This is a genomic window from Gordonia sp. NPDC003504 (genome assembly GCF_053587995.1).
Genome location: NZ_JBSFPC010000002.1, coordinates 346,743 through 369,408 on the forward strand (window position 1 = coordinate 346,743; position 22,666 = coordinate 369,408).

At 66.4% G+C, this 22,666-nt stretch carries 23 protein-coding genes; 13 read left to right on the forward strand and 10 right to left on the reverse strand.

Annotated elements, in window-relative coordinates:
- Positions 1-73 precede the first annotated feature (73 nt).
- Together ACWDPV_RS05795 and ACWDPV_RS05800 are read right to left on the reverse strand one after the other, a co-directional pair.
- The gene (locus ACWDPV_RS05795) at positions 74-2,620 is read right to left on the reverse strand and encodes an ATP-dependent Clp protease ATP-binding subunit (RefSeq protein ID WP_449742128.1); all 2,547 of its coding nucleotides are present in this window, start codon (positions 2,618-2,620) and stop codon (positions 74-76) included.
- 269 nt (positions 2,621-2,889) lie between these two features.
- A complete protein-coding gene (locus ACWDPV_RS05800; RefSeq protein ID WP_449742129.1) occupies positions 2,890-3,504 on the reverse strand; it encodes a TetR/AcrR family transcriptional regulator in 615 nt (204 codons plus the stop codon).
- 67 nt (positions 3,505-3,571) lie between these two features.
- Here ACWDPV_RS05800 and ACWDPV_RS05805 point away from each other — a divergent pair, with 67 nt between their 5' ends.
- The gene (locus tag ACWDPV_RS05805) at positions 3,572-4,492 is read left to right on the forward strand and encodes an alpha/beta fold hydrolase (protein WP_449742130.1); all 921 of its coding nucleotides are present in this window, start codon (positions 3,572-3,574) and stop codon (positions 4,490-4,492) included.
- Positions 4,493-4,582: 90 nt separating this feature from the next.
- A complete protein-coding gene (locus ACWDPV_RS05810; RefSeq protein ID WP_449742131.1) occupies positions 4,583-5,152 on the forward strand; it encodes an LppP/LprE family lipoprotein in 570 nt (189 codons plus the stop codon).
- Positions 5,153-5,333: 181 nt separating this feature from the next.
- Here the strand turns inward: ACWDPV_RS05810 and ACWDPV_RS05815 are convergent, their stop codons facing one another.
- A complete protein-coding gene (locus tag ACWDPV_RS05815; RefSeq protein WP_449742132.1) occupies positions 5,334-5,726 on the reverse strand; it encodes an ester cyclase in 393 nt (130 codons plus the stop codon).
- A gap of 60 nt (positions 5,727-5,786) precedes the next feature.
- Here ACWDPV_RS05815 and ACWDPV_RS05820 point away from each other — a divergent pair, with 60 nt between their 5' ends.
- The 4 genes from ACWDPV_RS05820 (at position 5,787) to ACWDPV_RS05835 (ending at position 8,957) form a co-directional block, all read left to right on the forward strand.
- The gene (locus ACWDPV_RS05820) at positions 5,787-6,428 is read left to right on the forward strand and encodes a TetR/AcrR family transcriptional regulator (RefSeq protein ID WP_449742133.1); all 642 of its coding nucleotides are present in this window, start codon (positions 5,787-5,789) and stop codon (positions 6,426-6,428) included.
- A gap of 81 nt (positions 6,429-6,509) precedes the next feature.
- Positions 6,510-7,034 carry a DUF1990 family protein gene (locus tag ACWDPV_RS05825; protein WP_449742436.1) on the forward strand — a complete coding sequence of 175 codons (525 nt, stop codon included), beginning with the start codon at positions 6,510-6,512 and terminating at the stop codon, positions 7,032-7,034.
- A 58-nt stretch (positions 7,035-7,092) separates the two neighbouring features.
- The gene (locus ACWDPV_RS05830; protein WP_449742134.1) at positions 7,093-7,632 is read left to right on the forward strand and encodes an RNA polymerase sigma factor; all 540 of its coding nucleotides are present in this window, start codon (positions 7,093-7,095) and stop codon (positions 7,630-7,632) included.
- Positions 7,629-8,957: a VOC family protein gene (locus ACWDPV_RS05835; protein ID WP_449742135.1), complete on the forward strand. Its 1,329-nt coding sequence runs from the start codon at positions 7,629-7,631 to the stop codon at positions 8,955-8,957. Before ACWDPV_RS05830 ends, ACWDPV_RS05835 begins: the two co-directional genes overlap by 4 nt.
- Here ACWDPV_RS05835 and ACWDPV_RS05840 read toward each other — a convergent pair.
- On the reverse strand, positions 8,945-9,376 hold the full coding sequence (locus ACWDPV_RS05840; RefSeq protein ID WP_449742136.1) for a winged helix-turn-helix transcriptional regulator: 432 nt from the start codon (positions 9,374-9,376) through the stop codon (positions 8,945-8,947). The two genes, ACWDPV_RS05835 and ACWDPV_RS05840, sit on opposite strands and share 13 nt — an antisense overlap.
- A 105-nt stretch (positions 9,377-9,481) precedes the next feature.
- Between ACWDPV_RS05840 and ACWDPV_RS05845 the strand changes: the two genes are divergently transcribed.
- The 4 genes from ACWDPV_RS05845 to ACWDPV_RS05860 all read left to right on the forward strand — a co-directional run bounded on the left by ACWDPV_RS05845 (position 9,482) and on the right by ACWDPV_RS05860 (position 13,587).
- Positions 9,482-10,351, forward strand: coding sequence for an NAD(P)H-binding protein (locus tag ACWDPV_RS05845; RefSeq protein WP_449742137.1), 870 nt, complete (start codon positions 9,482-9,484; stop codon positions 10,349-10,351).
- A gap of 51 nt (positions 10,352-10,402) precedes the next feature.
- A complete protein-coding gene (locus ACWDPV_RS05850) occupies positions 10,403-11,722 on the forward strand; it encodes a hypothetical protein (protein WP_449742138.1) in 1,320 nt (439 codons plus the stop codon).
- Between the two features lie 204 nt (positions 11,723-11,926).
- Positions 11,927-12,730: a lytic murein transglycosylase gene (locus ACWDPV_RS05855; protein ID WP_449742139.1), complete on the forward strand. Its 804-nt coding sequence runs from the start codon at positions 11,927-11,929 to the stop codon at positions 12,728-12,730.
- Between the two features lie 155 nt (positions 12,731-12,885).
- Entirely contained in the window at positions 12,886-13,587 is a 702-nt protein-coding gene (locus ACWDPV_RS05860; RefSeq protein WP_449742140.1) for a S1 family peptidase, read from the forward strand.
- A 145-nt stretch (positions 13,588-13,732) separates the two neighbouring features.
- Here the strand turns inward: ACWDPV_RS05860 and ACWDPV_RS05865 are convergent, their stop codons facing one another.
- From ACWDPV_RS05865 to ACWDPV_RS05880, 4 genes are all read right to left on the reverse strand, one after another.
- Positions 13,733-15,022 (reverse strand): M18 family aminopeptidase, encoded by a 1,290-nt coding sequence (locus ACWDPV_RS05865; RefSeq protein WP_449742141.1) that lies wholly within the window; start codon positions 15,020-15,022, stop codon positions 13,733-13,735.
- A gap of 10 nt (positions 15,023-15,032) precedes the next feature.
- Positions 15,033-15,713, reverse strand: a complete 681-nt coding sequence (gene purQ, locus ACWDPV_RS05870; protein ID WP_449742142.1) for a phosphoribosylformylglycinamidine synthase subunit PurQ — start codon at positions 15,711-15,713, stop codon at positions 15,033-15,035.
- A gap of 11 nt (positions 15,714-15,724) precedes the next feature.
- Positions 15,725-15,964 (reverse strand): phosphoribosylformylglycinamidine synthase subunit PurS, encoded by a 240-nt coding sequence (gene purS, locus ACWDPV_RS05875; RefSeq protein ID WP_348804636.1) that lies wholly within the window; start codon positions 15,962-15,964, stop codon positions 15,725-15,727.
- Positions 15,965-16,078: 114 nt separating this feature from the next.
- Positions 16,079-16,561 (reverse strand): glutathione peroxidase, encoded by a 483-nt coding sequence (locus ACWDPV_RS05880; RefSeq protein WP_449742143.1) that lies wholly within the window; start codon positions 16,559-16,561, stop codon positions 16,079-16,081.
- A 243-nt stretch (positions 16,562-16,804) separates the two neighbouring features.
- On the opposite strand from ACWDPV_RS05880, the gene ACWDPV_RS05885 reads away from it, so the two are divergent.
- Positions 16,805-17,299: a MarR family winged helix-turn-helix transcriptional regulator gene (locus tag ACWDPV_RS05885; protein ID WP_449742144.1), complete on the forward strand. Its 495-nt coding sequence runs from the start codon at positions 16,805-16,807 to the stop codon at positions 17,297-17,299.
- Positions 17,296-18,864 (forward strand): DHA2 family efflux MFS transporter permease subunit, encoded by a 1,569-nt coding sequence (locus ACWDPV_RS05890; RefSeq protein WP_449742145.1) that lies wholly within the window; start codon positions 17,296-17,298, stop codon positions 18,862-18,864. Before ACWDPV_RS05885 ends, ACWDPV_RS05890 begins: the two co-directional genes overlap by 4 nt.
- A 314-nt stretch (positions 18,865-19,178) precedes the next feature.
- Here ACWDPV_RS05890 and ACWDPV_RS05895 read toward each other — a convergent pair whose 3' ends face one another.
- Together ACWDPV_RS05895 and ACWDPV_RS05900 are read right to left on the reverse strand one after the other, a co-directional pair.
- A complete protein-coding gene (locus tag ACWDPV_RS05895) occupies positions 19,179-21,356 on the reverse strand; it encodes a S9 family peptidase (RefSeq protein ID WP_449742146.1) in 2,178 nt (725 codons plus the stop codon).
- 7 nt (positions 21,357-21,363) lie between these two features.
- On the reverse strand, positions 21,364-22,251 hold the full coding sequence (locus ACWDPV_RS05900; protein ID WP_449742147.1) for a phosphoribosylaminoimidazolesuccinocarboxamide synthase: 888 nt from the start codon (positions 22,249-22,251) through the stop codon (positions 21,364-21,366).
- 35 nt (positions 22,252-22,286) lie between these two features.
- Between ACWDPV_RS05900 and ACWDPV_RS05905 the strand changes: the two genes are divergently transcribed.
- Entirely contained in the window at positions 22,287-22,583 is a 297-nt protein-coding gene (locus ACWDPV_RS05905) for a SelT/SelW/SelH family protein (protein WP_449742148.1), read from the forward strand.
- The last annotated feature ends 83 nt before the right edge of the window (positions 22,584-22,666 follow it).

Consider the following 22,666-nt stretch of genomic DNA (forward strand, 5'->3'; position numbering starts at 1 on the left):
TCGAGCAACGACGACGCCCGCCGTATCCCCATCCGGGGTCACAGCGGGCGTCGTGGTATTCGATTGGGCGCGATCAGCTCTCGCTGCTGCCCTCACCTGCCTTGCTCAATTCGACCGGGGCGTCCGGCAGTTCGCGGGGCTTCTCCGAGCCGGTGAAGGTGAACGTGGCGTCCTCGCTGTCGCCTTCGCCGTCCCAGCCCTGCACGTCGATGAGGACGATCTGGCCGGGCGTGATGTCGCCGAACAGGATCTTCTCCGACAGCTGATCCTCGATCTCGCGCTGGATCGTCCGACGCAACGGACGGGCGCCGAGCACCGGATCGAAGCCGCGCTTGGCCAGCAACGACTTGGCCTTGTCGGTGACCTCGATGGCCATGTCCTTGTTGCGCAGAGCGGTCTCCACCCGGTTGAGCATCAGGTCGACCATCTGGATGATCTCTTCCTGCGTCAACTGGTGGAACACGACGATGTCGTCGATACGGTTGAGGAACTCCGGGCGGAAGTGCTTCTTCAGCTCGTCGTTGACCTTCATCTTCATGCGCTCGTAGTTCGACTTGGAATCGTCGCCCTTGCTGAAGCCCAGACCCACGGCCTTGGAGATGTCCGAGGTACCGAGGTTCGAGGTGAAGATCAGCACGGTGTTCTTGAAGTCGACCGTGCGACCCTGACCGTCGGTGAGGCGGCCGTCCTCGAGGACCTGCAACAGGGTGTTGTAGATCTCCGAGTGGGCCTTCTCGATCTCGTCGAACAGCACCACCGAGAACGGCTTGCGGCGCACCTTCTCGGTGAGCTGGCCGCCCTCTTCGTAGCCGACGTAGCCGGGAGGCGCACCGAACAGACGCGACGCGGTGAACCGGTCGTGGAACTCACCCATGTCGATCTGGATCAGCGCGTCGTCGTCGCCGAACAGGAAGTTGGCCAGCGCCTTGGACAGCTCGGTCTTTCCGACGCCGGACGGGCCCGCGAAGATGAACGAACCGGACGGGCGCTTCGGGTCCTTCAGGCCGGCGCGGGTGCGGCGGATCGCCTTGGAGACGGCCTTGACCGCATCCTCCTGGCCGATGATCCGCTTGTGCAGCTCCTCCTCCATGCGGAGCAGACGGGTGGTCTCCTCCTCGGTGAGCTTGAACACCGGGATGCCGGTCCAGTTGCCCAGCACCTCGGCGATCTGCTCGTCGTCGACCTCGGCCACGACGTCCAGATCACCACTGCGCCACTGCTTTTCACGCTCGGCGCGCTCGGCGACGAGTTGCTTCTCCTTGTCCCGCAGGCCGGCGGCCTTCTCGAAGTCCTGCGCGTCGATCGCGCTTTCCTTCTCCTTGCGGGCGTCGGCGATCCGCTCATCGAACTCGCGCAGGTCTGGCGGTGCGGTCATCCGGCGGATGCGCATCCGGGCTCCGGCCTCGTCGATGAGGTCGATCGCCTTGTCCGGCAGGAAGCGGTCGTTGATGTAGCGGTCGGCCAGTGTGGCCGCGGCGACGAGTGCACCGTCGGTGATGGACACCCGATGGTGGCTCTCGTAGCGATCGCGCAGACCCTTGAGGATCTCGATGGTGTGCTCCACCGACGGCTCGCCGACCTGCACCGGCTGGAAGCGTCGCTCGAGTGCGGCGTCCTTCTCGATGTACTTGCGGTACTCGTCGAGGGTGGTGGCGCCGATGGTCTGCAGCTCACCGCGGGCCAGCTTCGGCTTGAGGATGGACGCCGCGTCGATCGCGCCCTCGGCGGCACCCGCACCGACGAGCGTGTGCAGCTCGTCGATGAACAGGATGATGTCGCCGCGGGTGTTGATCTCCTTGAGCACCTTCTTGAGGCGTTCCTCGAAGTCACCGCGGTAGCGGCTGCCCGCGACCAACGAACCGAGGTCGAGGGTGTAGAGCTGCTTGTCCTTGAGGGTCTCGGGCACCTGACCGTTGACGATGGCCTGGGCGAGACCCTCGACGACGGCGGTCTTGCCGACGCCGGGCTCACCGATGAGTACCGGGTTGTTCTTGGTGCGGCGGCTCAGCACCTGCATCACGCGCTCGATTTCCTTCTCGCGCCCGATGACGGGGTCGAGTTTGCCCTCCGACGCCGCCGCGGTGAGGTTTCGGCCGAACTGATCGAGGACCAGCGAGGTCGACGGGGTGCCACCCTGCTCGGTGGAGCGACCACCGGTCCCGGCCTCCTGCGGCTCCTTGCCCTGGTAGCCGCTCAGCAGCTGGATGACCTGCTGACGCACCCGGTTGAGGTCGGCGCCGAGCTTGACCAGCACCTGCGCCGCCACGCCCTCACCCTCGCGGATGAGGCCGAGCAGGATGTGCTCGGTGCCGATGTAGTTGTGGCCGAGCTGCAGCGCCTCACGCAGCGACAACTCGAGGACCTTCTTGGCACGCGGCGTGAACGGGATGTGCCCCGACGGCGCCTGCTGGCCCTGACCGATGATCTCCTCGACCTGACTGCGCACACCCTCGAGGGAGATGCCAAGGGACTCGAGTGCCTTGGCGGCGACTCCCTCACCCTCGTGGATCAGGCCGAGCAGGATGTGCTCGGTGCCGATGTAGTTGTGGTTGAGCATCCGCGCCTCTTCTTGGGCGAGCACGACAACCCGCCGAGCGCGGTCGGTGAACCGTTCGAACATTGTTCTCCCTCATTTCGCTTTCGCCCCGGCCGTCGTGTTGTCCCGATGATCACCGAGCGTTCGGTGATCGAGATAGGCGACAACTGCGATGGTGTCGGGGTACACGACGACCAGCCTGCTTCCACTCTAGAGGTCGTGTGGTGTGCACCTGCAGTTAACGCCCGCCTGAAGTGATGTCGAAACGGGTGACGACGGGGGTTCGAGCTGTACAACCGCCCTGCATGGCAGGCTGTTCCGGCCTCGCTACGCCGAGAGCGAACGCGGGACGATCAACCCTGTCCGGTCGTGAAGGAGTCGACAATCCGATCAAGGATCGCGGTCACCTGCGCGGTCGCGGTGGCCGAGTCCTCGGCTGCGGCCACGAACAGCGCCGACTCGTCAAGCGCGCCGAGTGCTACATGCGCCATCGGACGGGTGGGCCCTGGCGCGATCTGCCCGGCCTCCATCGCCGCAGCGAGCAGGGACTCGACGAGGGCAAAGCCGAACTCCTCTCCGCGCGCCCGCCACGCCGCCCAACCGAGAACCGCCGGCGCATCGACGAGGCCGATTGTCTGAGCCGCCGGATCGTGAAAGAACTCCAGAAATGCGCGAATGCCCGCCTTGAGGGCAGCCACCGGATCGGCGTCCACGAGTTCGGCCGTCGCGTCGACACAGAAGCGGGCCACGTCCTGTTCGAGTTCATCGAAGACGGCCGTGAAAAGACCCCTCTTGTCGTCGAACTGGTGATAGAGGGCGCCGCGAGTCACCCCGGCCCGCTCGACGATCGCCTGGGTTCCGACGCCCGCATATCCCTCACGTCCGAAAAGCTCCCGTCCGGCACTGACCAGCGCTGCACGGGTGGCCGCAGTGCGCTCCGCCTGCGTTCGACGACGATTGACATTCATACTGTGTGTACGTAACTTCCATACTCAGTGTTTGTAACTTGCTCGGCAACTCTACCGGGAGATCTCAATGCCATCGGTCCGTACAGTCGAACTCCCGTCGGGAGTCCTCGAGTACCGCGAGGTGGCGCCCGCTGGTCGCGCCACCAACCTGCCACCCGTCGTCTTCGTGCACGGAGTGGTCGTCGACGGTCGGATGTGGGAGTCGGTGGCCGCACGCCTCGGCGTGGCGGGTTTCCACTGCTATCTACCCACACTCCCCCTGGGTGCCCACCGCATCCCCTGGGGGTCAGACGCCGATCGTTCTCCACGTGGTGCAGCAACGCTGGTCCGTGAATTCGTCGCCGAACTCGGCCTGTCCGCGGCCATCCTGGTGGGCTGCGACACCGGCGGCGCAGTCTGCCAGTTCGCGCTCGACGCCGATCCCGGCTTCGTCGGACGGGTGGTCTTCACCAATTGCGATGCCTTCGAACAATTTCCACCACAGCCGTTCCGCATCATCTTCGGTCTTCTCACGCAACGGTCACTGCTGCGACCACTCATCGCCGGGCCACTACAGCTCCGAGCACTGCGCCATAGCGCGCTCGGCGTGGGACTTCTGATCACCGACCCCGACCCCACGTACACACGCTCGGTCTTCGATCCGCTGCGGACCGATCCGGCCATCCGCGATGACTTCGTCACGTTCCTGCGCGCCATCGATCGACGAGAACTCGCTGAGTTGACGCCTCGACTATCCCGGGTGACATGTCCGGTGTCGGTGGTGTGGGGCATGTCCGACAAGGCATTTCGTCCCACCCTCGGCCGACGGTTGGCAGCGGTGTTCGAGCAGGGCGAGTTCATCGAGGTCGCGAACTCCCGCACGTTCGTGGCGATGGATCAACCGGAGGCACTCGCCGAGTCGATCATCGCGAACAGCCGGAAGGTGGGTATCACGACCGAACGACAATTCCTGAACTCCGCTAACAATCCTCGGGCGACGCCGATGTGACGAGTACGGAATGACTTCAGGTAGGGAACTACTTCCGGGGTCGGGACAACGGTCGGGAACGAACGCCACCACATCGAGGAAGGCCGCATCATGATCGATCCATCACCAACCTCCCGCACATCCACACGTCGTCGCCCGCGCACTCTCCGGCGGCTGGTGATCGCGTGCCTGTCGGTGACCGGCATCGTCGCCGGCACCCTCGGCGCGACGTCGATCGGTGCGGGCAGCGCGGCAGCCGCACCCAACGGCAGCGGACACGGCATGTGCTTCGACATCAACTCAGCCCTGGCCCGCACCTCGGCCGCCAAGGTCGGACGAGACGTCAACGGCGGCACCTTCGTCCCGTACCGGGCCAGCAACAATCCCATCTCCCGCGGCTGCAACCTGGACTGGATGCTGGTGAACGGCAACGGGATCGGCGATGCGACGTATCAGTCGCGGGTGCTGCTGTTCGCCGGCGGACGATTCCTGGGCACAGTCGACCCGAAGCCCTTCGGATACACCAGCATCTCCGGATACTCGCCGTATCACGTGACCGTCCGTTACCGCTGGCTGCTGCCCCAAGATGCCTTCTGCTGCGCGAGTGGCGGACCGACGTATGTGACGGCGGTCCAATTCGCCGGCAACATCATCCGGTGGGGCAACTTCCCGCCGGCGTGATCCGGTACCACCATCGCCCCCTTGTCATCTCGGGCTGGTCGTCATCTCGCTCGGGCTGGTCGTCATCTCGCGCTGCGCGCTCGTCTGGTGGCGAGCGCGCAGCGCAGCAGGTAGCCCGGGCTCGGCGGGACCCACCCCAGTTGTCGCGCCATCCCCTGATCGTCCCGATTGGCCCAATGCTCTACGCACAGGCCATCGTCGAGCGATACCAATGAGTCTGCGTGACAGCGAAACGTCGACCGGTCGGGGCGACGGCCCGCTCGACGCGCCCGGCCGCGTCGTAGACGACGAACGGGCCGCGATGCGTTCCGGACATCGTCGCGTGAATCACGACGAGGCCGCGATCGGACACCACGTCGAGCACGTCGAAGGACAGGTCGGGAAAGGCCGCACGGAGCCACCGCGCGGTCGCCCTGAATGCTTCCGGGCCACGCCCACGACACGCGGGCGGTTCCTCGACCGCTTCACGATTGACTGCGTCCGGATGAATGTGGGCGCCGAAGGAGTCCAGGTCTCCCGCACCCATGTCCACCAGAGAACGCAGAGCCACTCCGGTCGGATCGACGACACTCATGGAATCCCCCACCAATTTGGATACAGATCGCTGTAATGAAAATAGAGTATTCATTACAGAGTGCCTGGAGTCAATAGCGCGTCTCGTGGATATGACAGCTCGCGTCGACGCGAACGCGCCCGGGAGACCCGTCGCCGCATCGTCGCCGCAGCCACCAAGGCCTTCGAGCGCGACGGGTTCGCCGCGACGATCGCCGACATCGCACGCGAGGCGGAGGTATCGCCGGAAACCGTCTACAAGGGTTTCGACGGCAAGGCCGGGCTGCTCAAAGAGGCTTTCGACCAGGCGATCGCGGGCGACGACAAGCCTGTTCCGATAGCCGAGCGCCCCGAGACCGCCGTCATCGATGCCGAACCCGACGCTCGCACCAAGATCCGCATGTACGCCTCGGTGGGCACGGAGCGTGCCGCCCGGGTGTCACGATTGATGCCGGTGATCCGGGCCGGAGCAGCGCAGGAACCGAAGCTGGCGCGGCTCTACGACGAGTTGCTGGGGCAACGCCTGGCCGGAATGACCGCCCTGGCCACCACGCTCATGAGCACCGGTGAGGTCCGTTCCGGGATCACCGTCGAGCATGCGCGCGACGTGCTGTGGACGCTGATCGCACCGGAGGTGTTCGACATGCTCGTCATTCAGCGCGGATGGTCACTCGAGGACTACCAGGAGTGGTTGATCCGATCCATGACCGCCGAATTGCTCTGATTTGCGCACGAATCCCGCCCGGTGAGGACGCACGTCCGGCAGAGAGTCCGGCTCGTAGGATCGGGGTATGTTCCGCACATGATCGATCCGAGCGCCTGGGCCGGGGTGCCACTCACCTATTCCGAGGTCGGTGCGACGGCGTCCGTCCCGCCCGCCGTCGCCCATGCGATTCACGTCGAGCGCGTCGTCGGAGCGGGCCGGACCGACTTCGTCGCCGCCGGCGAGTTCATCCTCGGCTACGGCATGCAGCGCGGTGCCGGACTACGCGTGCGCGCGAGCACACCGACCGCCGCCGTCGACACGATCATGGTGATGTCGGCGCCGGTATTCGGGCGCATCCGGATTCCGTGCCGGGTGGTGTACGTGCTCGACGAGCCCGATCGGGCCGGTTTCGCCTACGGCACCCTCGCGGGTCATCCCGAGAGCGGCGAGGAACTCTTCAGCGTCGAACACCGCCCGGACGACTCGGTGGTGGCGGTGATCCGGGCGTTCTCCCGCCCGGGACGCTGGTACACCCGACTGGGCGGACCGCTGGCGAGAGCGATGCAGGCCGCGACGACGCGACGCTACCTCTCCGCGATCGCCGACGCCGTCGGCGCGCACTGATCAAAAATACCTTCCCCGAGACCGCCGGATTTCGGCCCCCGCCGACGACGATAGAGACGTGAGCGGTCAACGCGGCGGTGCCCAAGCACTGCTGGAGTGCTACGACGAGGCACTGCCGGCGGTCTACGGGTACGTGCTGCGCCGCTGCTCGGACCGGGGCGTCGCCGAGGACGTGACGTCGGAGACCTTTCTGGCCGCGATGGACACCGTGCACCGCGACACCGACCTGATGCCCAGCGTGGCCTGGCTGATCGGCGTGGCACGGCACAAACTGGCCGATCACTGGCGCCGCGCCCAACGCACCCCCGAGCCGGTCGACGAGATACCGGAGAGCGCGGGCGACGACTGGGATGCGCACCTCGATCGGATGATCGCCCATCACACGCTCGCCCAGCTCTCCCCGATCCACCGCGCGGCGCTGACCCTGCGTTACGTTGACGACCTCCCGGTCGCCGAGTGTGCCGCCCTGCTCGATCGCACCGTCGGCGCCACCGAGGCACTGCTCACCCGGGCCAAGCGAGCGTTTCGCGCGGCCTACCCCGAGGAGAAGACCCACCCCGAACAGACCCGGCTATCCCGGAAAGGAGGACGCGCATGAGCACCGACGGGACCGAATTCGGTTCGACGACAGATCCTTTCGTCGCGCTGCGCGCGTCGGCCGGACCGGAATGGACCGATCCGATCGCACCCGACCCCGACTTCGCCGCGCGTCTGCGTGATCTCCTCGAGCGCGGCGCCACCCTACCGACAGGAGTTGTCATGTCCACCACCACCGTCGAGGACCCCACCGCACCCACCAACCCGACCGCACCGGTCGTCGAACGGCCCGGAGCCCTCCCCTATCTCACCGTGCGCGATGCCCGTGCGGCCGTCGACTGGTATGTCGCGCACCTCGGGGCGCGGCTTCGCGGTGAGCCGATCCTGATGGACGACAACACCATCGGGCACGCCGAACTCGAGATCGGCGACGGCGTGCTTTATCTCGCCGAGGAGTTCCCCGACATGGGTTTGCAGGCACCGGGTCCCGGCCACGTGTCGGTGAGCCTGATGCTCCCGGTGCCCAGCGCCGACGCGGCCCTCGCGAACGCCCGCGGCGGGGGCGCGATCGTGACCCGGGAACCGTACGAGGCACACGGCACCCGATCGGCCACCATCATCGATCCCTTCGGTCATCGGTGGATGCTCACCGGCCCGGTGCTCGCGACCACCGTTGTACCCGAGCCGCTCCGGCCCGGCGATATCGCCTACCTATCGCTGCAGACCCCCGATGTCGAGAAGGCGGCACGCTTCTACGGTGCGGTATTGGGGTGGGAGTACGATCCGAGCCGTCGCCAGGTCACCAATCTCGGCCACCGGCTGGGCATTTCGGCCGCGAGTGACTACGGGGTGAACACCCTGTTCTGCGTGTACGCCGTCGACGATTTCGTTGCCGCACACGCGGCGGTCGTCGCCGCCGGTGGTCGCGCCGGAGAGGTGTCGACAGCCGGCGACGGCGTGCGGGTACTCGACGCCGTCGACGATCAGGGAGTCGCCTTCTCGATGTACATCCCTCAGGCGAATGATCAACGCATGCAACAGAATCCGTCCGGCCACGGCGAGATGTCGTACCTCACGGTGCACACCCCCGACAGCAGCCGACTGCGGTCGTTCTACGGCTCCGTGCTGGGCTGGTCCTTCACACCCGGGCGCATCGACGACGGCTGGGAGGTCGACGGCGCCCATCCGCAGATCGGCATCGCCGGTGGTGCGGATTCGTCTGTCGCCGAACCGATGTGGAATGTCTCCGACATCGACGCCGCGGTGGCGCGGGTGCGCGATGCCGGCGGCCGGGTGCTACGCGAACCCGATCGTCAGGCCTACGGGATCACCGCGCACTGCGTCGACGATCAGGGCGCCCGGTTCTACCTCGGTCAGCTCTTCTGACGCGACTCGTCGAACGCGTCGCGTGACCGCGCGACACTCTCGACGCTGCCCTCGACAAGTTCGATCAACCCCAACAGTCGTGCCGCCACGTCGGCACCGAGTTCGGTCAGCGAATACTCCACCTTCGGCGGAATCGACTGCAGCACGGTTCGATTCACGAATCCGTCGCGTTCGAGGTGCTGGAGCGTCCGGGACAGCATCCGCTCACTGACACCGTCGACGCGGCGACGCAGGGCACTGAATCGCAGATCCCCCTCGCCGAGTGCGACCAGCGCGAGCAGTCCCCAGCGACTGGTGACGTTCTGCAGGATGTCGCGCGAGGCGCAGTCACGGGCGAAAACATCGGCCATCAGAGCCGGGTCCGGCTCATCGCCGACCGGGTCGATCCCGGGGTCGGTGGCGGCGGACTCGGCGGACATGACAGTCATCGTATGCCCCCATCCACGCTGGCGCTAACCCTCATGGTTGCACCGCACGAATAGTAAGTGCATGATGATCAGGAAGCCGAACGAAGGAGCATCACCATGACCAGCTACGCCGTGACCGGAGCCACCGGAGCCCTGGGTGGCCTCGCCGTGTCCGCACTCATCGACCGGGGCGTCGCCCCCGCAGACATCCACGCCGTCGTCCGCGACCCCGACAAGGCGGCATCACTGCGCGATCTCGGTGTGGACGTGCGCGTCGCCGACTACTCCGACCCCGCCGCGCTGCGCGCCGCACTCACCGGCGTCGACCGACTGCTCCTCGTGTCGGGATCGGCGGTTGGATCACGAGTCCCCCAGCACCGCAACGTGATCGAGGCCGCCCGCGACACCGGCGTCACCCTCGTCGCCTACACGAGCATCCTGCGGGCCGACACCTCGCCGCTGGCCCTCGCACAGGAGCATGCCGCAACCGAGAAGATCCTCGTCGAATCCGGCGTCGGCTACGTCCTGCTGCGCAACGGCTGGTACTGGGAGAACTATCTGCAGTCGGCGCCGGCCGCCATCGAATCGGGCGTGCTGTCCGGCGCGGCCGGGACGGGCACCGTCGGCGGGGCGGCTCGTGCCGACTTCGCCGGTGCGGCCGCCGCCGCCCTCGTCGACGCGGCAGGCGGGGAGATCTATGAACTCACCGGAGATGAGCACCTCACCTACCCGGAGATCGCCGCGGCACTGGCGCAGGTCAGCGGCCGGCCGGTCGCCTACCAGGACCTCCCCGAGGCCGACTACGCGGCCGGACTCGAGCAGGCCGGCATCCCGGCACAGTTCGCGGCGATCCTCGCGGACTCTGATGCGGGCGTGGCACGCGGTGATCTCGATTCCGACTCGACCGCGTTGCACGACCTGCTCGGGCGGCCCACCACACCGCTCGTCGACGTGCTGCGCGCCGGGCTGGTCAGCGCCCCCGCCTGAGCGCCGCCTGGCCTCCCGACGCCGGCCGGTCGACGTGATTGACTGTTCGCCATGTCACTTCGCGCCGACCTGCGCCGTCTGGCCCACCGCCTTCCGTTCGGGATCGGGACCGTGGTCGCGATCCTGGCGGCAGCGATGGTGGCATCGGTCGGCGCGGTCCTGGCGATGGGCACCCCCGACGACGCCGACACGGTTCACGACTACGGACAGTTGCGGTCGTATCCGCATGCCCCGGCGGCGGCGTGGACGATCACCGATCGGCGCCTGCCCGGGTACACCGCCGCCGTCGGTCGGATCGAGGTCGCGGCCACCCACGGCGACGAGTGGTTGCTCAGCTACCCGTCGGGCATCGGACGCAGCTATCTGCTCGTCGACCGCGGCGACGGCCACGCGCTGTGGCCGTCGCCGGTCCGGGCGGGCACCGGGAGTTGCGACATCACCGATGACGGCGTGGTGGGATGTGCCGTCAACGCGAGCAGCGACCTCGCCAAGGGCTTCTATCTCGTCGAGGACGACGGCACACCCACCGCCGCGCCGGGTGACGACGACTCCGCGAAGGTCGTCGCCGTCGGCCACAACTTCGCGCACATCGACGCGACCGGATATCAGGTCACGCTGCGCACGCCGTCGGGTCGCACGCTGTGGTCGCGCTCGTTCTCCGACAGTGCCACACCGGAGGTCACCGCCAACGGCCTGCTGATGATCACCACCTCCGGGGGTGCGCGGTTCATCGTCGACCGTGGCACCGGCGCCGATCTGCTGACGTGCTCGGGGTGCACGATCAACGTCTATCCCACCGGCATCACCGTCGACCGCACCGACGCCGACACCCGCACCTTCGATTCCTATGCCGTCGACGACGGTCGGATCGATCCGACCCCCACCGCGCACAAGGACGGCTGGCACGTCATACCGGGGCCGACAACCCTTCCGGTGCTGGCCCTGACCGGACTCGCGCAGATGCAGGCGACCGACGGGCTCTATGTGATCGTCGACCCGGCCCGATCCGGCGCGCTCTGGCAGGTGACCGATCCCGAACTCTCCAAGGCCAACACCCGCCCATGCGGCCGCTACGTCGCGTTCGCGCTGAAGGATCGGTCGCGGTCGATTCACGCCCTGTCCGACGGTTCGGCGGTCGGCTCGCTGCCGGCACCGTCGTTCGAGGATCCCAACGGCAACCTCGACAATCTGCGGTGCGTCGGATCCAGTGGATGCCTATTGGTCTTCGCCAACGGCGCGCGGATCTCGGCGGTCGATCCGGCCACCGAGTCGACCGCGTGGTCGGTCGACGTGAACGGGGCCGTCGACAGCGTCGACGGTTTCATCGTGGCGCACGAGGGAAGTACCCTGCGCGTCTTCCAGCCCAGCTGAGCACGCCATTGTGGCGGGTATCACATTGCTCCGATCGCGACCGTGATGACCTGCATCGGCATATGCGACGCTCAGCCGACTCCCAGGATTTGATAACGACCAGATAACGGATTGGACACGCTGGCGTGTAGCGTCGTCGGCGGTCCGCGACCGAACACATGCTCGCGGGCCTCGATGTACCCGAGATGTTCTGAGGTCCGACCGTTGGGAAAGCACTCCAAGCCACGCTCGCCACTCCTTCCACGAGCGCGTAAACCGTTGATGGCCACCGCCTTGATCCCGGTCGTCGGCGCCTTTGCCGTCGCGGCCGCCGCCGCCACCGACGACGGCGGGCAGGCCGTCGCCCAACCCGCCGCGATGTCGACGCCCACCGCTTCACACACCGCCTCGTCGGCCTCCCCGGAGGCGGTCGGCGCACCCGCGCCCGCGGCGCACACCGCAATCACCGCGACACCCGCCGTCGCCACCCCGGCCGCGGCGCCGCTGCCCGCCAGCGTGACCGACGGAGCGGTTCCGACAATCAACTTCGAGGCCTACCGCAAGGCCGCCGACACGATTGCCCGCACCGAACCGGTGTGTGGCATCGATTGGAAATTGATCGCGGGGATCGGCAAGGTCGAATCGCACCACGCCAACAACGGCGACGCCGACACGTCCGGCCGTCTGCGCACGCCGATCTTCGGCCCCACCCTCGACGGTTCGTTGGCCGGCAATCAGGTGATCACCGACACCGACGGCGGACGTCTCGACGGCGATGCCGTCCACGACCGGGCGGTCGGGCCGATGCAGTTCATCCCGGCGACGTGGCAGAAGTACGGGGCCGACGGCAACGGCGACGGCGTTGCCGACCCCCAGAACATCTTCGACGCGGCCCTCACCACCGCGCGCTATCTCTGCGACGGCGGCCTCGACCTGCGCAATGCCGCGGCCCAGACGACTGCGGTGCTGCGCTACAACAATTCGATGACCTACGTCTCCGACGTCCTGGGGTTCGCGCGCGAGTACTGACGGGCGCAGTGTGACGACGGGACCTGACGACGGGACCGGCAACACGATCGGGACCCATCACAGTTGACTTCCCCGACCCACTGGATAGAGTGACGTTACCCATCGGGGGATTCGACATCGTGAACTCCCCGTCCTCATTTGCGAACGGAGAGTTCATGAGGCGCATCCTGCGCATCGTCACCGTGGTTGTCGGGCTGCTGCTGGCCCTGACACCCGCATTCACGGCACACGCCGCACCGCTCGCACCCGTCGGTGGTGGTAGCGGCATCGTCATCGACTCGCGGTACGGCTGCACGATGACGACTGTGGGACACGATCGCGCCGGACGACTCATCGGCCTCACCGCCGGCCACTGCGGCGATGTCGGATCGCGAATCTCGTTGGAGAACAACCCCCGAGCCGGGGTCGTCGGCCGCATCGTCCAGAAGAGCAAGCCCGGCGACTACGCGGTGATCCAGCTCGATACCAGCCGCGTGTTCGGCACCCGGACCGCCGGCGGCGCCACCATCCGTTCCGTCGGAGCGTTCCCGCCCGCCGGCGCGTCGGTCTGTAAGACCGGCCGCACCACCGGTTTCAGCTGCGGCCCGGTCCTGCAGACCTCCAGCACCGACAGCCTCAGCTACGTCTGCGCCAACCACGGCGACTCCGGCGGACCGGTACTCTCGGGCAACCGCGTCGTCGGCATGCTCAACGGCGGACTGATCGTCGGTATCCCCGGCACGCCGATCAAGGGTGCCATCGGCTGTATCCACCCCGCCGTCCCGGTCTACACACCGATGGTCGCCACCAAGATGACCGCCATCGTCGGCGACCTGAACTACTACGGACGCTACGGAGCCGGTTTCCGTCCGATCTGAATGACGTTGGCAGCGCCCTGAATTACGTTGACAGCGCCCACCCTGACGCTCATCGCATTCGGGTGGGCGCTGTCAGCGTGAGGAAGAGCGCTGTCAGCGTCAGGGAGAGCGCCGTCAGCGGGTGGCGGGCTGCCGGTCGGGATCGCTAGTCGGCGCTCAGAAATGCCTGCAGCGCAGCCGAATACATCGGAACGTCGGCGGCACCCATCATCTCGCGGGCACTGTGCATCGCCAATTGGGGCGCACCGACGTCGATGGTCATCAGACCGGTGCGGGTGGCGGTGATGGGGCCGATCGTCGATCCGCAGGGCAGGTCGGCGCGGTGGATGTAGCGCTGCATCGGTACCCCGGCGGTGTCGCAGGCGAGCGCGAAGATGGCCTCCCCCACCGCATCCGAGGCGTAGCGCAGATTCTGATTCACCTTGAGCACCGGACCGCCGTTGATCGCGATGCGGTGAGACGGTTCGTGACGCTCCGGATGATTGGGATGGGTGGCGTGCGCCATGTCCCCGGACACGCACACACTCGAGGCCATCGCCTGCAGGTAGTCGGCACGGGTTCCGCCGCGCGTCAGCACGATTCGTTCGAGGGTGGTCGCCAGGAAGTCCGACGCGGCGCCCCGTTCGGATCCGCTGCCGACCTCTTCGTGGTCGAACAGCGCCAACACCCGGGTGTGGACCGACGGCGCACCGTCGAGCAACGCGCGCAACCCGGCGTAGCATGTGCCCTGATTATCCAGCCGTGGCGCGCTGAGTAGATCATGATCGGCACCGATCAGCCCCGACGGCGCGATGTCGTGGGTCATCAGTTCCCAGCCGAGCAACGAATCCGGTTCGATGCCGGCGTATTCGGCCACCCAGCTCAGCACGCTCGGCACGTCGTCACCGATACCCCAGATGCCATCGACGTGGCGCTGCGGATCCGGGGAGACACCCTTGCGGTCGGCGGAGAGGTGAATCGCCAACTGCGGCACCCGCACCACCGGTTCGGTCACATGAACCAGTGTGTGCGCCACGGAGTTTCCCGATCGGTACGCCAGCCGCCCGGACAGCCCGAGGTCGCGGTCCAGCCACGAGTTCAGCCACGCCCCACCGTACGGCTCGAGCGCGATCATCGCGACGCCCGCACTCATCCGGTCCGGACGTTGCTTGAGTCGCAGGTTGGGACTGTCGGTGTGGCCGCCGACGATGCGGAAGTCGTTGCCGTCACCGAGATCCCACGCGATGATCGAACCACCGCGGATGACGTAGAACCTCCGATCCGGTGACGGGATCGACGCGTCCTGTTCGGTGAGCCACTCGTGTTCCTCGAACAGCCGCCGAAAGCCCGCCGCCTCCAACATTGTTGCGACGGTGGCGCAGACGTGGAATGGCGACGGCGAGGCGTCGATGAACTCGGCGAGCCCGGCCGCCGTCGCCGTCGTGGACAGACTCATGCGCGGCGACTCATGCGGCCGAGAGCACGGCGTCGATGGCCGAGTAGAACATCCCCAGACCGTCGTCGCTCGGGCCGGTCAGCGCCTCGGTGGCATGCTCGGGATGCGGCATCAGACCGACGATGCGGCCGTCGGGGCTGCTGATGCCGGCGATGTCGAGTGCAGAACCGTTGGGATTGCCGCCCGCATAGGTGAAGACGATGAGGCCCTCGCCCTCGAGTTCCTCGAGTTTACGCTGCGGCGCGACGTAACGCCCCTCACCGGACTTCAGCGGAATGAGGATCTCCGCACCCCGCTCGAAGCGTGAACTCCAGGCGGTGGTGGTCGACTCCACCCGCAGCCACTGATCGCGGCAGATGAAGTGCAGTCCCTCGTTGCGCGTCAGGGCGCCGGGCAGCAGACCGGCCTCACACAGCACCTGGAAACCGTTGCAGATTCCGAGGACCGGCATGCCCTTGCCCGCGGCCTCGACGACCGAACCCATGACGGGCGCGAACTTCGCGATGGCACCGGCGCGCAGGTAGTCGCCGTAGGAGAAGCCGCCCGGCACGATGACCGCGTCGACCCCTTTCAGGTCCGCATCGCCGTGCCACAGGTCGACGGCCTCGGCGCCGGCGAGGCGGACCGCGCGGGCCGCGTCGACGTCATCGAGGGTGCCCGGGAAGGTGATGACCCCAATTCGTGCGCTCATCTGCTCCCGACCTACTCCGAGACCCGGGAGACGCTGAAGTTCTCGATGACCGTGTTGGTCAGCAGCTCCTCGGCGATCCGCTCCAGGGTCACGTCGTCGACGCTGTCGTCGACCTCGAGTTCGAATCGCTTGCCCTGCCGGACGTCACCGATCCCGCTGAATCCCAGGCGCCCCAGCGCGCCGACGATCGCCTGACCCTGCGGATCGAGGATCTCGGCCTTGGGCATCACGTCGACCACCACTCGTGCCATCGGCAATTGCTCCCATTCGGTATGTCCATGTGTCGCGTCGGAAAATGGACTTTGGCTGATCACGGGCTACCTTACCGGCATCACGGGCGCCCGCTCGCCCCGACCGCCACCGGTCTAGAGAGCCGCTTCGATGGCCTCGATCACCTCGGGGGCGGTCGGTTCGGTGCGCGGGCGGAACCGGGCGGTGACCTCACCGTCGGAGCCGACGACGAACTTCTCGAAGTTCCACTGGATGTCGCCCGCTTCTCCGTCGGCGTCGGTGGCCTGGGTGAGTTCGGCGTAGAGCGGATGGCGGTCGTCGCCGTTCACGTCGGCCTTCGCCAGCAGCGGGAAGGTCACGCCGTAGTTCGTGGAACAGAACGTGGCGATCTCCTCCGGGCTGCCGGGCTCCTGCCCCATGAACTGGTTGCAGGGGACACCGACGACGGTCAGCCCGCGGTCGGCGTACTTCTCGGCGAGCTCCTCGAGACCCGTGTACTGCGGGGTGAGGCCGCATTTGCTGGCGACGTTGACCACCAGCAGCGGACCGTCGAAGTCCGACAGCGACAGTGCCGATCCGTCGAGGGCGGTGACCGGGATGTTCTTGACATTGCTCATGGCATCCGAGCGTAGTCGCCTCGGTGTGACCCCCGTTGCTTCTGCGAGGGGTTGGCGGAATCGATTGTTCGCCGGCAAGGCGGAGGAGGGAGCAATGGCGGAGCCATTGTGACCGACGACAACGCAGCCAGGGGGGCAATCGAGCCGCCAAGACCCACAAAGGGCAACGGGAGACATGCCCTATGACCGAGCTCACCATTATTTGCGTTGGTGCGATAGTTGCGTCCCCGTTACTATTTCCCGGTGTCTTCCTCCGTCGATTCCGCGTGCGGCGCGCTCCGCGACTTCCTGGATCGATTGACCTGCCTCGGCAAGACCGCCGCCATGGACGATCTCGCCACCACCGACCTCACCCTCAGCCAGATCAGAACACTGTTCGTGACCGGTGACGCCGAGGAGCCGATGTCGGTGCACGAGATCGCCGATGCGATCGGTTTGTCGGTGGCCGCCACCGGCCGCACCGTCGACCGACTGGTCAAGTCGGGATTCGTCGACCGCCGCGAAGATCCCGACGACCGTCGGGTCAAACGGGTCAGCCTCACCGCCGAGGGCCGCGCACTGATCGACAAGCAGTTGACCGTCCAGCAAGGCGTGCTCCGCGCCTTCGTCGCCGGTCTGCCCGCCCAACACCAGGCCGCCCTGATCGCAGCACTCCGACCGATCGTCGACGCCGACGTCGACTACTTCGACCTCTCCCCCATCGACTCGTCCACTCGCAAGCAGAAAGTCACCTCATGACGTCATCCTCCACCGGAGGTCATCTCCATTCCGGGCCGCCGGACACCGGGCTCGACAAGCATGTGCTGAAGATCGCCGGCGTCGTCGTGCTCGGCGCCATCATGTCGATCCTCGACGTCACCGTGGTGTCGGTGGCGCAGAACACCTTCCAGGAAACCTTCGACACCGACGCCGCCGGTGCCGCCTGGACGATGACCGGCTACACCCTGGCGCTGGCCGCGGTGATCCCGCTGTCGAGTTGGGCCGCAGCACGTTTCGGCACCAAGAAGGTGTATCTGACGTCGTTGCTGCTGTTCCTGCTCGGCTCCGCCCTGTGCGCGGTCGCCTGGAACATCGGATCGCTGGTCGCCTTCCGCGTGGTCCAGGGCCTCGGCGGTGGCCTGCTGATGCCGATCGGCATGATGATCCTCACCAAGGCCGCCGGCCCCGAACGGGTCGGTTCGGTGATGGCCGTCCTCGGTATCCCGATGCTGCTCGGCCCCATCGGTGGCCCCATCCTCGGTGGCCTGCTCATCGAGAAGGCCAGCTGGCACTGGGTGTTCCTGATCAACGTCCCGATCGGCCTGGTCGCCCTCATCTATGCGTGGCTGGTGCTGCGTGACGACGAGGAGACCACGCGCCCGAGTATCGACATCATCGGATTGCTGCTGCTCTCACCGGGTCTCGCCTTGTTTCTTTACGGCATCTCCTCGTCCACCGAGGCCGGCACGTTCATCGACGCGAAGGTCCTCACGATCACCATCATCGGTTTGCTGCTGATCATCGGGTTCGTGTTCCACGCCCTGCGGTCGAAGAATCCGCTGCTGGACCTGCGTCTGTTCAAGAACAAGACCCTGGCCATCGCCGTCATCACGATGACGACGTTCATGATCGCCTTCTTCGGTGCGGCACTGCTCTATCCGCAGTACTTCATCGGGGTGCGTGGCGAGTCGACGCTGATGGCAGGACTGTTGCTGGCGCCACAGGGACTCGGCGCGATGATCACGATGCCGATCGCCGGCCGCCTCACCGACAAGATGGGCCCCGGCAAGTTCGTTCTCGCCGGTATCGTGCTGATCTTCTGCGGCATGGGGTATTTCGTCTTCCTCGGCCCCGACACCCCGTACTGGGCGCTGTGCATCGCGCTGTTCGTGCAGGGTCTGGGCATGGGTATGACGATGATGCCGATCATGTCCGCTGCCCTGGCCACCCTGAACAACAGGCAGGTTCCGGACGGTTCGACCTTGATGAACGTCGTTCAGCAGTCGGCGTCGTCGATCGGTACCGCGGTGATCTCGGTGGTTTTGGCCACCCTGTTCAAGGCACATCCGGAGTCGCTCCTGGCGATCAGCAGCAATGCCGCACCGGAGAAGTACGAGGCGGGTGTGCAGGCCGGGCAGTTACCTCCGGAGCCGCCGCAGCAATGGTTCGAGTGGGCTGCGAATGCGTTCGGCACCACCTTCATCATCGCCACCGTCCTGGTCGCGGTGACCCTCATCCCGGCGTTCTTCCTGCCCCGCAAGAAGATCGCCTCCCCGCTGGTCGAAGAGGACATGGATCGCCCGGCACCGACGATGCTGCACTGAGCGACGCTCCGCGTCGCACGATGCCCCGCACCCGTTCTCGGGTGCGGGGCATCGGCTGGTGGTGCACCCCGTCGCACTCGGGGCCGGTCGGGCCCTCTACCCCAATCTGGAGAAACCAGTGCGCCCCGAGCGCGTCACGGCCGTGTTCCGTGGCGGAATCGTGGCGCACACCATGGTTCCGGTGTCAGACACCGTCGTCGACTGACACCCGAACACCGCCGGGACACACATATAGATGGGATGAATAGCCGGACTCACGTCAATAATTGTCATGAGTCCCCTGAGCCATCCGGTTACATGAGGCCCTCTCCCACTCAGGGCGTGACCGCACCGGTCTGCTGCAGGATCCAGGCGATCTCGAAGGCGACTTCCTCCCACTGCTTGTACCGGCCGGACACGCCGCCGTGGCCGGCCGACATCTCTGTCTTGAGCAGGATGAGATTGTCCGAGGTGCTCAGATCCTGTAGCCGGGCAACCCATTTGGCCGCCTCGGTGAACAGCACACGGGTGTCGTTGAGCGAGGTCTGCGCAAGGATCGGCGGATAGGGCAAGGCGGTGACGTTCTCATACGGCGAGTACGACTTCATGTACTCGTAGACCACCGGATCGTGCAGCGGGTCCCCCCACTCATCCCATTCGATGACCGTCAACGGCAGCGACGGATCGAGGATCGAGTTCAGCGCGTCGACGAACGGCACCGATGCGAGGATGCCGTTGAACAGTTCCGGCGCCAGATTGGCGACCGCCCCCATCAGCAGCCCGCCGGCCGAACCACCTTCGGCCACCATCTGTTTCGGGGTCGTCCAGCCACGTTCGACCAGATACCGCCCGGAGTCCACGAAGTCGGTGAAGGTGTTCTTCTTGGTGAGGGTCTTGCCGGTCTCATACCAGTGGCGACCCATCTCGCCGCCACCACGGATATGGGCGAGGACGAAGACGACGCCACGGTCGAGCATCGACAGTCGTGACACCGAGAATCCGGGATCGAAACTCGCCTCGTACGAACCGTATCCGTACAACAGGAGCGGAGCCGGGGAGGCACCGTCCTCGCCGGGCGCGGCGACATCCTTGCGTCGCACGATCGACAGCGGGATCCGCGTTCCGTCGGCGGCGGTGGCCCATTCCCGGGACTGCACATAGTCATTGACGTCGAAATCACCGAGCACCGGCTGCCGTTTGAGCAGCACACGCTCGCCGGTGGTGACGTCGAGTTCGAACAACTCCGACGGTTCGATGAAGCTGCCGTATCCGAAACGCAGTCGCGGCGTGGCCCATTCACGGTTACCGGCCAGGCCCAGGGAGAACAGTTCCTGGGCGACGGCGACCTCGATGAAGTCCTCCGCCACCGGGATGCCGTCGATGCGACGGAGGTCGGCGATCGACACCCGGGGCAGTGCATCCGCGCGGTAACTCAGCACCAGGTAGTCACCGAAGGCGTCGATGTCCTCGATCCGGATGCCGCGTCGGTGTCCGATGAACTCGGTGCGCGCGGACGGATCATCGACCGGCGCGATGTCGATGGCGAAGTCTTCGCTCTTCTCACCACCACGCTCGTCGTTGTGCACGATGAGGAAGTAGTCCTTGCCACCGATCTCGGCATGTTCGACGTTGTACTCGACACCGTCGACTCGTGGTGCGACGCTGCGGAATTCGCCGGTCGGATCGTCGGCGGCGAGGACGAAGCACTCGGAGGTGATCTTGGATCCGACGGCGATCATCAGGTACTTGTCGCTGCGGGTGGTCCCCATGCCGACCCAGTAGCGTTCGTCGGGTTCGTAGAACACCTTGACGTCGGGTGTGGAGGTCCCGATGTCGTGGCGCCACACCGTGTCCGGACGCCACGCGTCGTCGACGGTCTGATAGAAGACGTGGCGGGTGTCGGCCGACCAGACCGCACCGCCGGCGGTGTCGGCGATGGTGTCGGGCAGCAGTTCACCGGTGCGAAGATCCTTGAACCGCAGGGTGTATCGCTCGTCACCGACGACGTCGATGCTGTAGGCGAGCCAGTTGCCGTCGTGGCTGACGGTCAGGGCGCCCAACGAGAAGAAATCGTACCCCTCAGCTTCGGCGTTCGCGTCGAGCAGGACCTCTTCGCCGGGCAGGGCTGCGTAGTCGGACACCTCCGGGGGTGTCCAGTCGTCGGCGTCGACGATCGGGCAACGGCAATGCGTCGCATATTGTTTACCCTCGTGGGTGCGTCCGTAGTACCAGAATCCGCCGCGTCGCGACGGTACCGACATGTCGGTTTCCTTGGTGCGGGAGCGGATCTCACCGAAGATGTCGGCTCGCAGTCCGGCCAGCTGCGCGGTGTGCTTCTCGGTGAACTCGTTCTGCGCCTTCAGGAAGGCGATCACCTCGAGATCATCCTTGTCGCGCAACCACTCGTAGTTGTCGATCACGGTGTCGCCGTGGTGCGTGCGTTCCTTGGGAACCTTCTTCGCCGCCGGAGCGCCGTTGCGGCCGGTGTCGGTCGACGATGCTGCGTCGCTCACTGAACTCCTATCCTTGCGGCCAGTCGGTGAAGGACTTCTGCGAAATCCATTCGTAGGCCTCGATGTAGCGTGCCCGGGTGCGTGCCACCACGTCGTCGGGCAGTGCGGGTGGGGTGGTGTCGGAGGCGCGGTCCCAGCCAGATGCCGGTGAGGTCAGCCAGTTGCGAACGATCTGTTTGTCGAAGCTCGGCTGGACCTGACCGGGGGTGTAGCCGGTCGCCTCCCAGTACCGCGACGAATCGGGGGTGAGCACCTCGTCGGCGAGGACGAGGGTGCCGTCGGCGTCCTGGCCGAACTCGAACTTGGTGTCGGCGAGGATGATTCCGCGGTCGGCGGCGATCGCGGCACCCCGCGAGTAGATGTCGAGGGTGGCCGCGCGAAGCGCGGTGGCGAGGCCGTCCCCGACCGTCGCCGCCACCGCCTCGAAGCTGATGTTCTCGTCGTGGTCGCCCTGCTCGGCCTTGGTCGCCGGGGTGAAGATCGGTTCGGGCAGCCGGTGGGCCTCGTCGAGGCCGTCGGGCAGCGCAACCCCGCACACCGAGCCGGTGGCCCGGTAGTCGATGAGTCCAGAGCCGGTGAGATATCCACGCGCCACGCATTCCACCGGCACCATCGGAAGCTTGCGCACCACCATGGAGCGGCCCACCGCACCCTCCGGGATGCGCTCGTCGGTGGGTCCGCCGGCGAGGTGGTTGGGCACCCCGAGGGCGTCGAACCAGAAGAAACTCATCGCGGTGAGGATGCGTCCCTTGTCGGGGATGGTCGGGGTCAGGATGTGGTCGTACGCCGAGATCCGGTCGCTGGCCACCATGAGCAGGGTGTCGTCGTCGATCTGGTAGATCTCGCGCACCTTGCCCGAGGCGATGTGGGTGTACGAGTCGAGTGCCGGCCGCATGGCTTCGACCTTAGAGGTATGACAGGCTGACCCGCATGGCCGGGCCGCACGTCACCATCACCTACTGCACTCAATGCAACTGGCTGCTACGCGCGAGCTGGATGGCGAGTGAACTGCTGAATACCTTCGGTGCCGACCTCGGCTCGGTGACCCTGGTACCCGGAACCGGCGGCATCTTCGTCATCGACGTCGACGGCACACAGCTCTGGGAACGGAAGACCGACGGTGGATTCCCCGACGCCGCCGAACTCAAACGCCGACTGCGGGACGCGGCCCTGCCCGACTGGCGGTTGGGGCATTCGGAGGGGACGAGTTCGGCGTCCGAGGCGTAACCCGTCACCCGAGGCGTCCTCGACGCGGTGCCTCCACACTCACGTTCCCGGTGCAATGATCGCGCAAAGGAGCAGGTGCCGCG

What these genes read in the sequence shown, in the direction of transcription:
- ACWDPV_RS05815 (WP_449742132.1), bottom strand. Translation starts at nt 5,726, where the DNA reads ATGAGTGTCGTCGATCCGACCGGAGTGGCTCTGCGTTCTCTGGTGGAC.
- purQ (WP_449742142.1), bottom strand. Translation starts at nt 15,713, where the DNA reads ATGAGCGCACGAATTGGGGTCATCACCTTCCCGGGCACCCTCGATGAC.
- ACWDPV_RS05840 (WP_449742136.1), bottom strand. Translation starts at nt 9,376, where the DNA reads ATGTCCGCCGAGTCCGCCGCCACCGACCCCGGGATCGACCCGGTCGGC.
- ACWDPV_RS05795 (WP_449742128.1), bottom strand. Translation starts at nt 2,620, where the DNA reads ATGTTCGAACGGTTCACCGACCGCGCTCGGCGGGTTGTCGTGCTCGCC.
- ACWDPV_RS05850 (WP_449742138.1), top strand. Translation starts at nt 10,403, where the DNA reads ATGTCACTTCGCGCCGACCTGCGCCGTCTGGCCCACCGCCTTCCGTTC.
- purS (WP_348804636.1), bottom strand. Translation starts at nt 15,964, where the DNA reads ATGGCACGAGTGGTGGTCGACGTGATGCCCAAGGCCGAGATCCTCGAT.
- ACWDPV_RS05845 (WP_449742137.1), top strand. Translation starts at nt 9,482, where the DNA reads ATGACCAGCTACGCCGTGACCGGAGCCACCGGAGCCCTGGGTGGCCTC.
- ACWDPV_RS05900 (WP_449742147.1), bottom strand. Translation starts at nt 22,251, where the DNA reads ATGCGGCCGGCACTCGACTCGTACACCCACATCGCCTCGGGCAAGGTG.
- ACWDPV_RS05880 (WP_449742143.1), bottom strand. Translation starts at nt 16,561, where the DNA reads ATGAGCAATGTCAAGAACATCCCGGTCACCGCCCTCGACGGATCGGCA.
- ACWDPV_RS05835 (WP_449742135.1), top strand. Translation starts at nt 7,629, where the DNA reads ATGAGCACCGACGGGACCGAATTCGGTTCGACGACAGATCCTTTCGTC.
- ACWDPV_RS05890 (WP_449742145.1), top strand. Translation starts at nt 17,296, where the DNA reads ATGACGTCATCCTCCACCGGAGGTCATCTCCATTCCGGGCCGCCGGAC.
- ACWDPV_RS05860 (WP_449742140.1), top strand. Translation starts at nt 12,886, where the DNA reads ATGAGGCGCATCCTGCGCATCGTCACCGTGGTTGTCGGGCTGCTGCTG.
- ACWDPV_RS05800 (WP_449742129.1), bottom strand. Translation starts at nt 3,504, where the DNA reads ATGAATGTCAATCGTCGTCGAACGCAGGCGGAGCGCACTGCGGCCACC.
- ACWDPV_RS05865 (WP_449742141.1), bottom strand. Translation starts at nt 15,022, where the DNA reads ATGAGTCTGTCCACGACGGCGACGGCGGCCGGGCTCGCCGAGTTCATC.
- ACWDPV_RS05905 (WP_449742148.1), top strand. Translation starts at nt 22,287, where the DNA reads ATGGCCGGGCCGCACGTCACCATCACCTACTGCACTCAATGCAACTGG.
- ACWDPV_RS05810 (WP_449742131.1), top strand. Translation starts at nt 4,583, where the DNA reads ATGATCGATCCATCACCAACCTCCCGCACATCCACACGTCGTCGCCCG.
- ACWDPV_RS05805 (WP_449742130.1), top strand. Translation starts at nt 3,572, where the DNA reads ATGCCATCGGTCCGTACAGTCGAACTCCCGTCGGGAGTCCTCGAGTAC.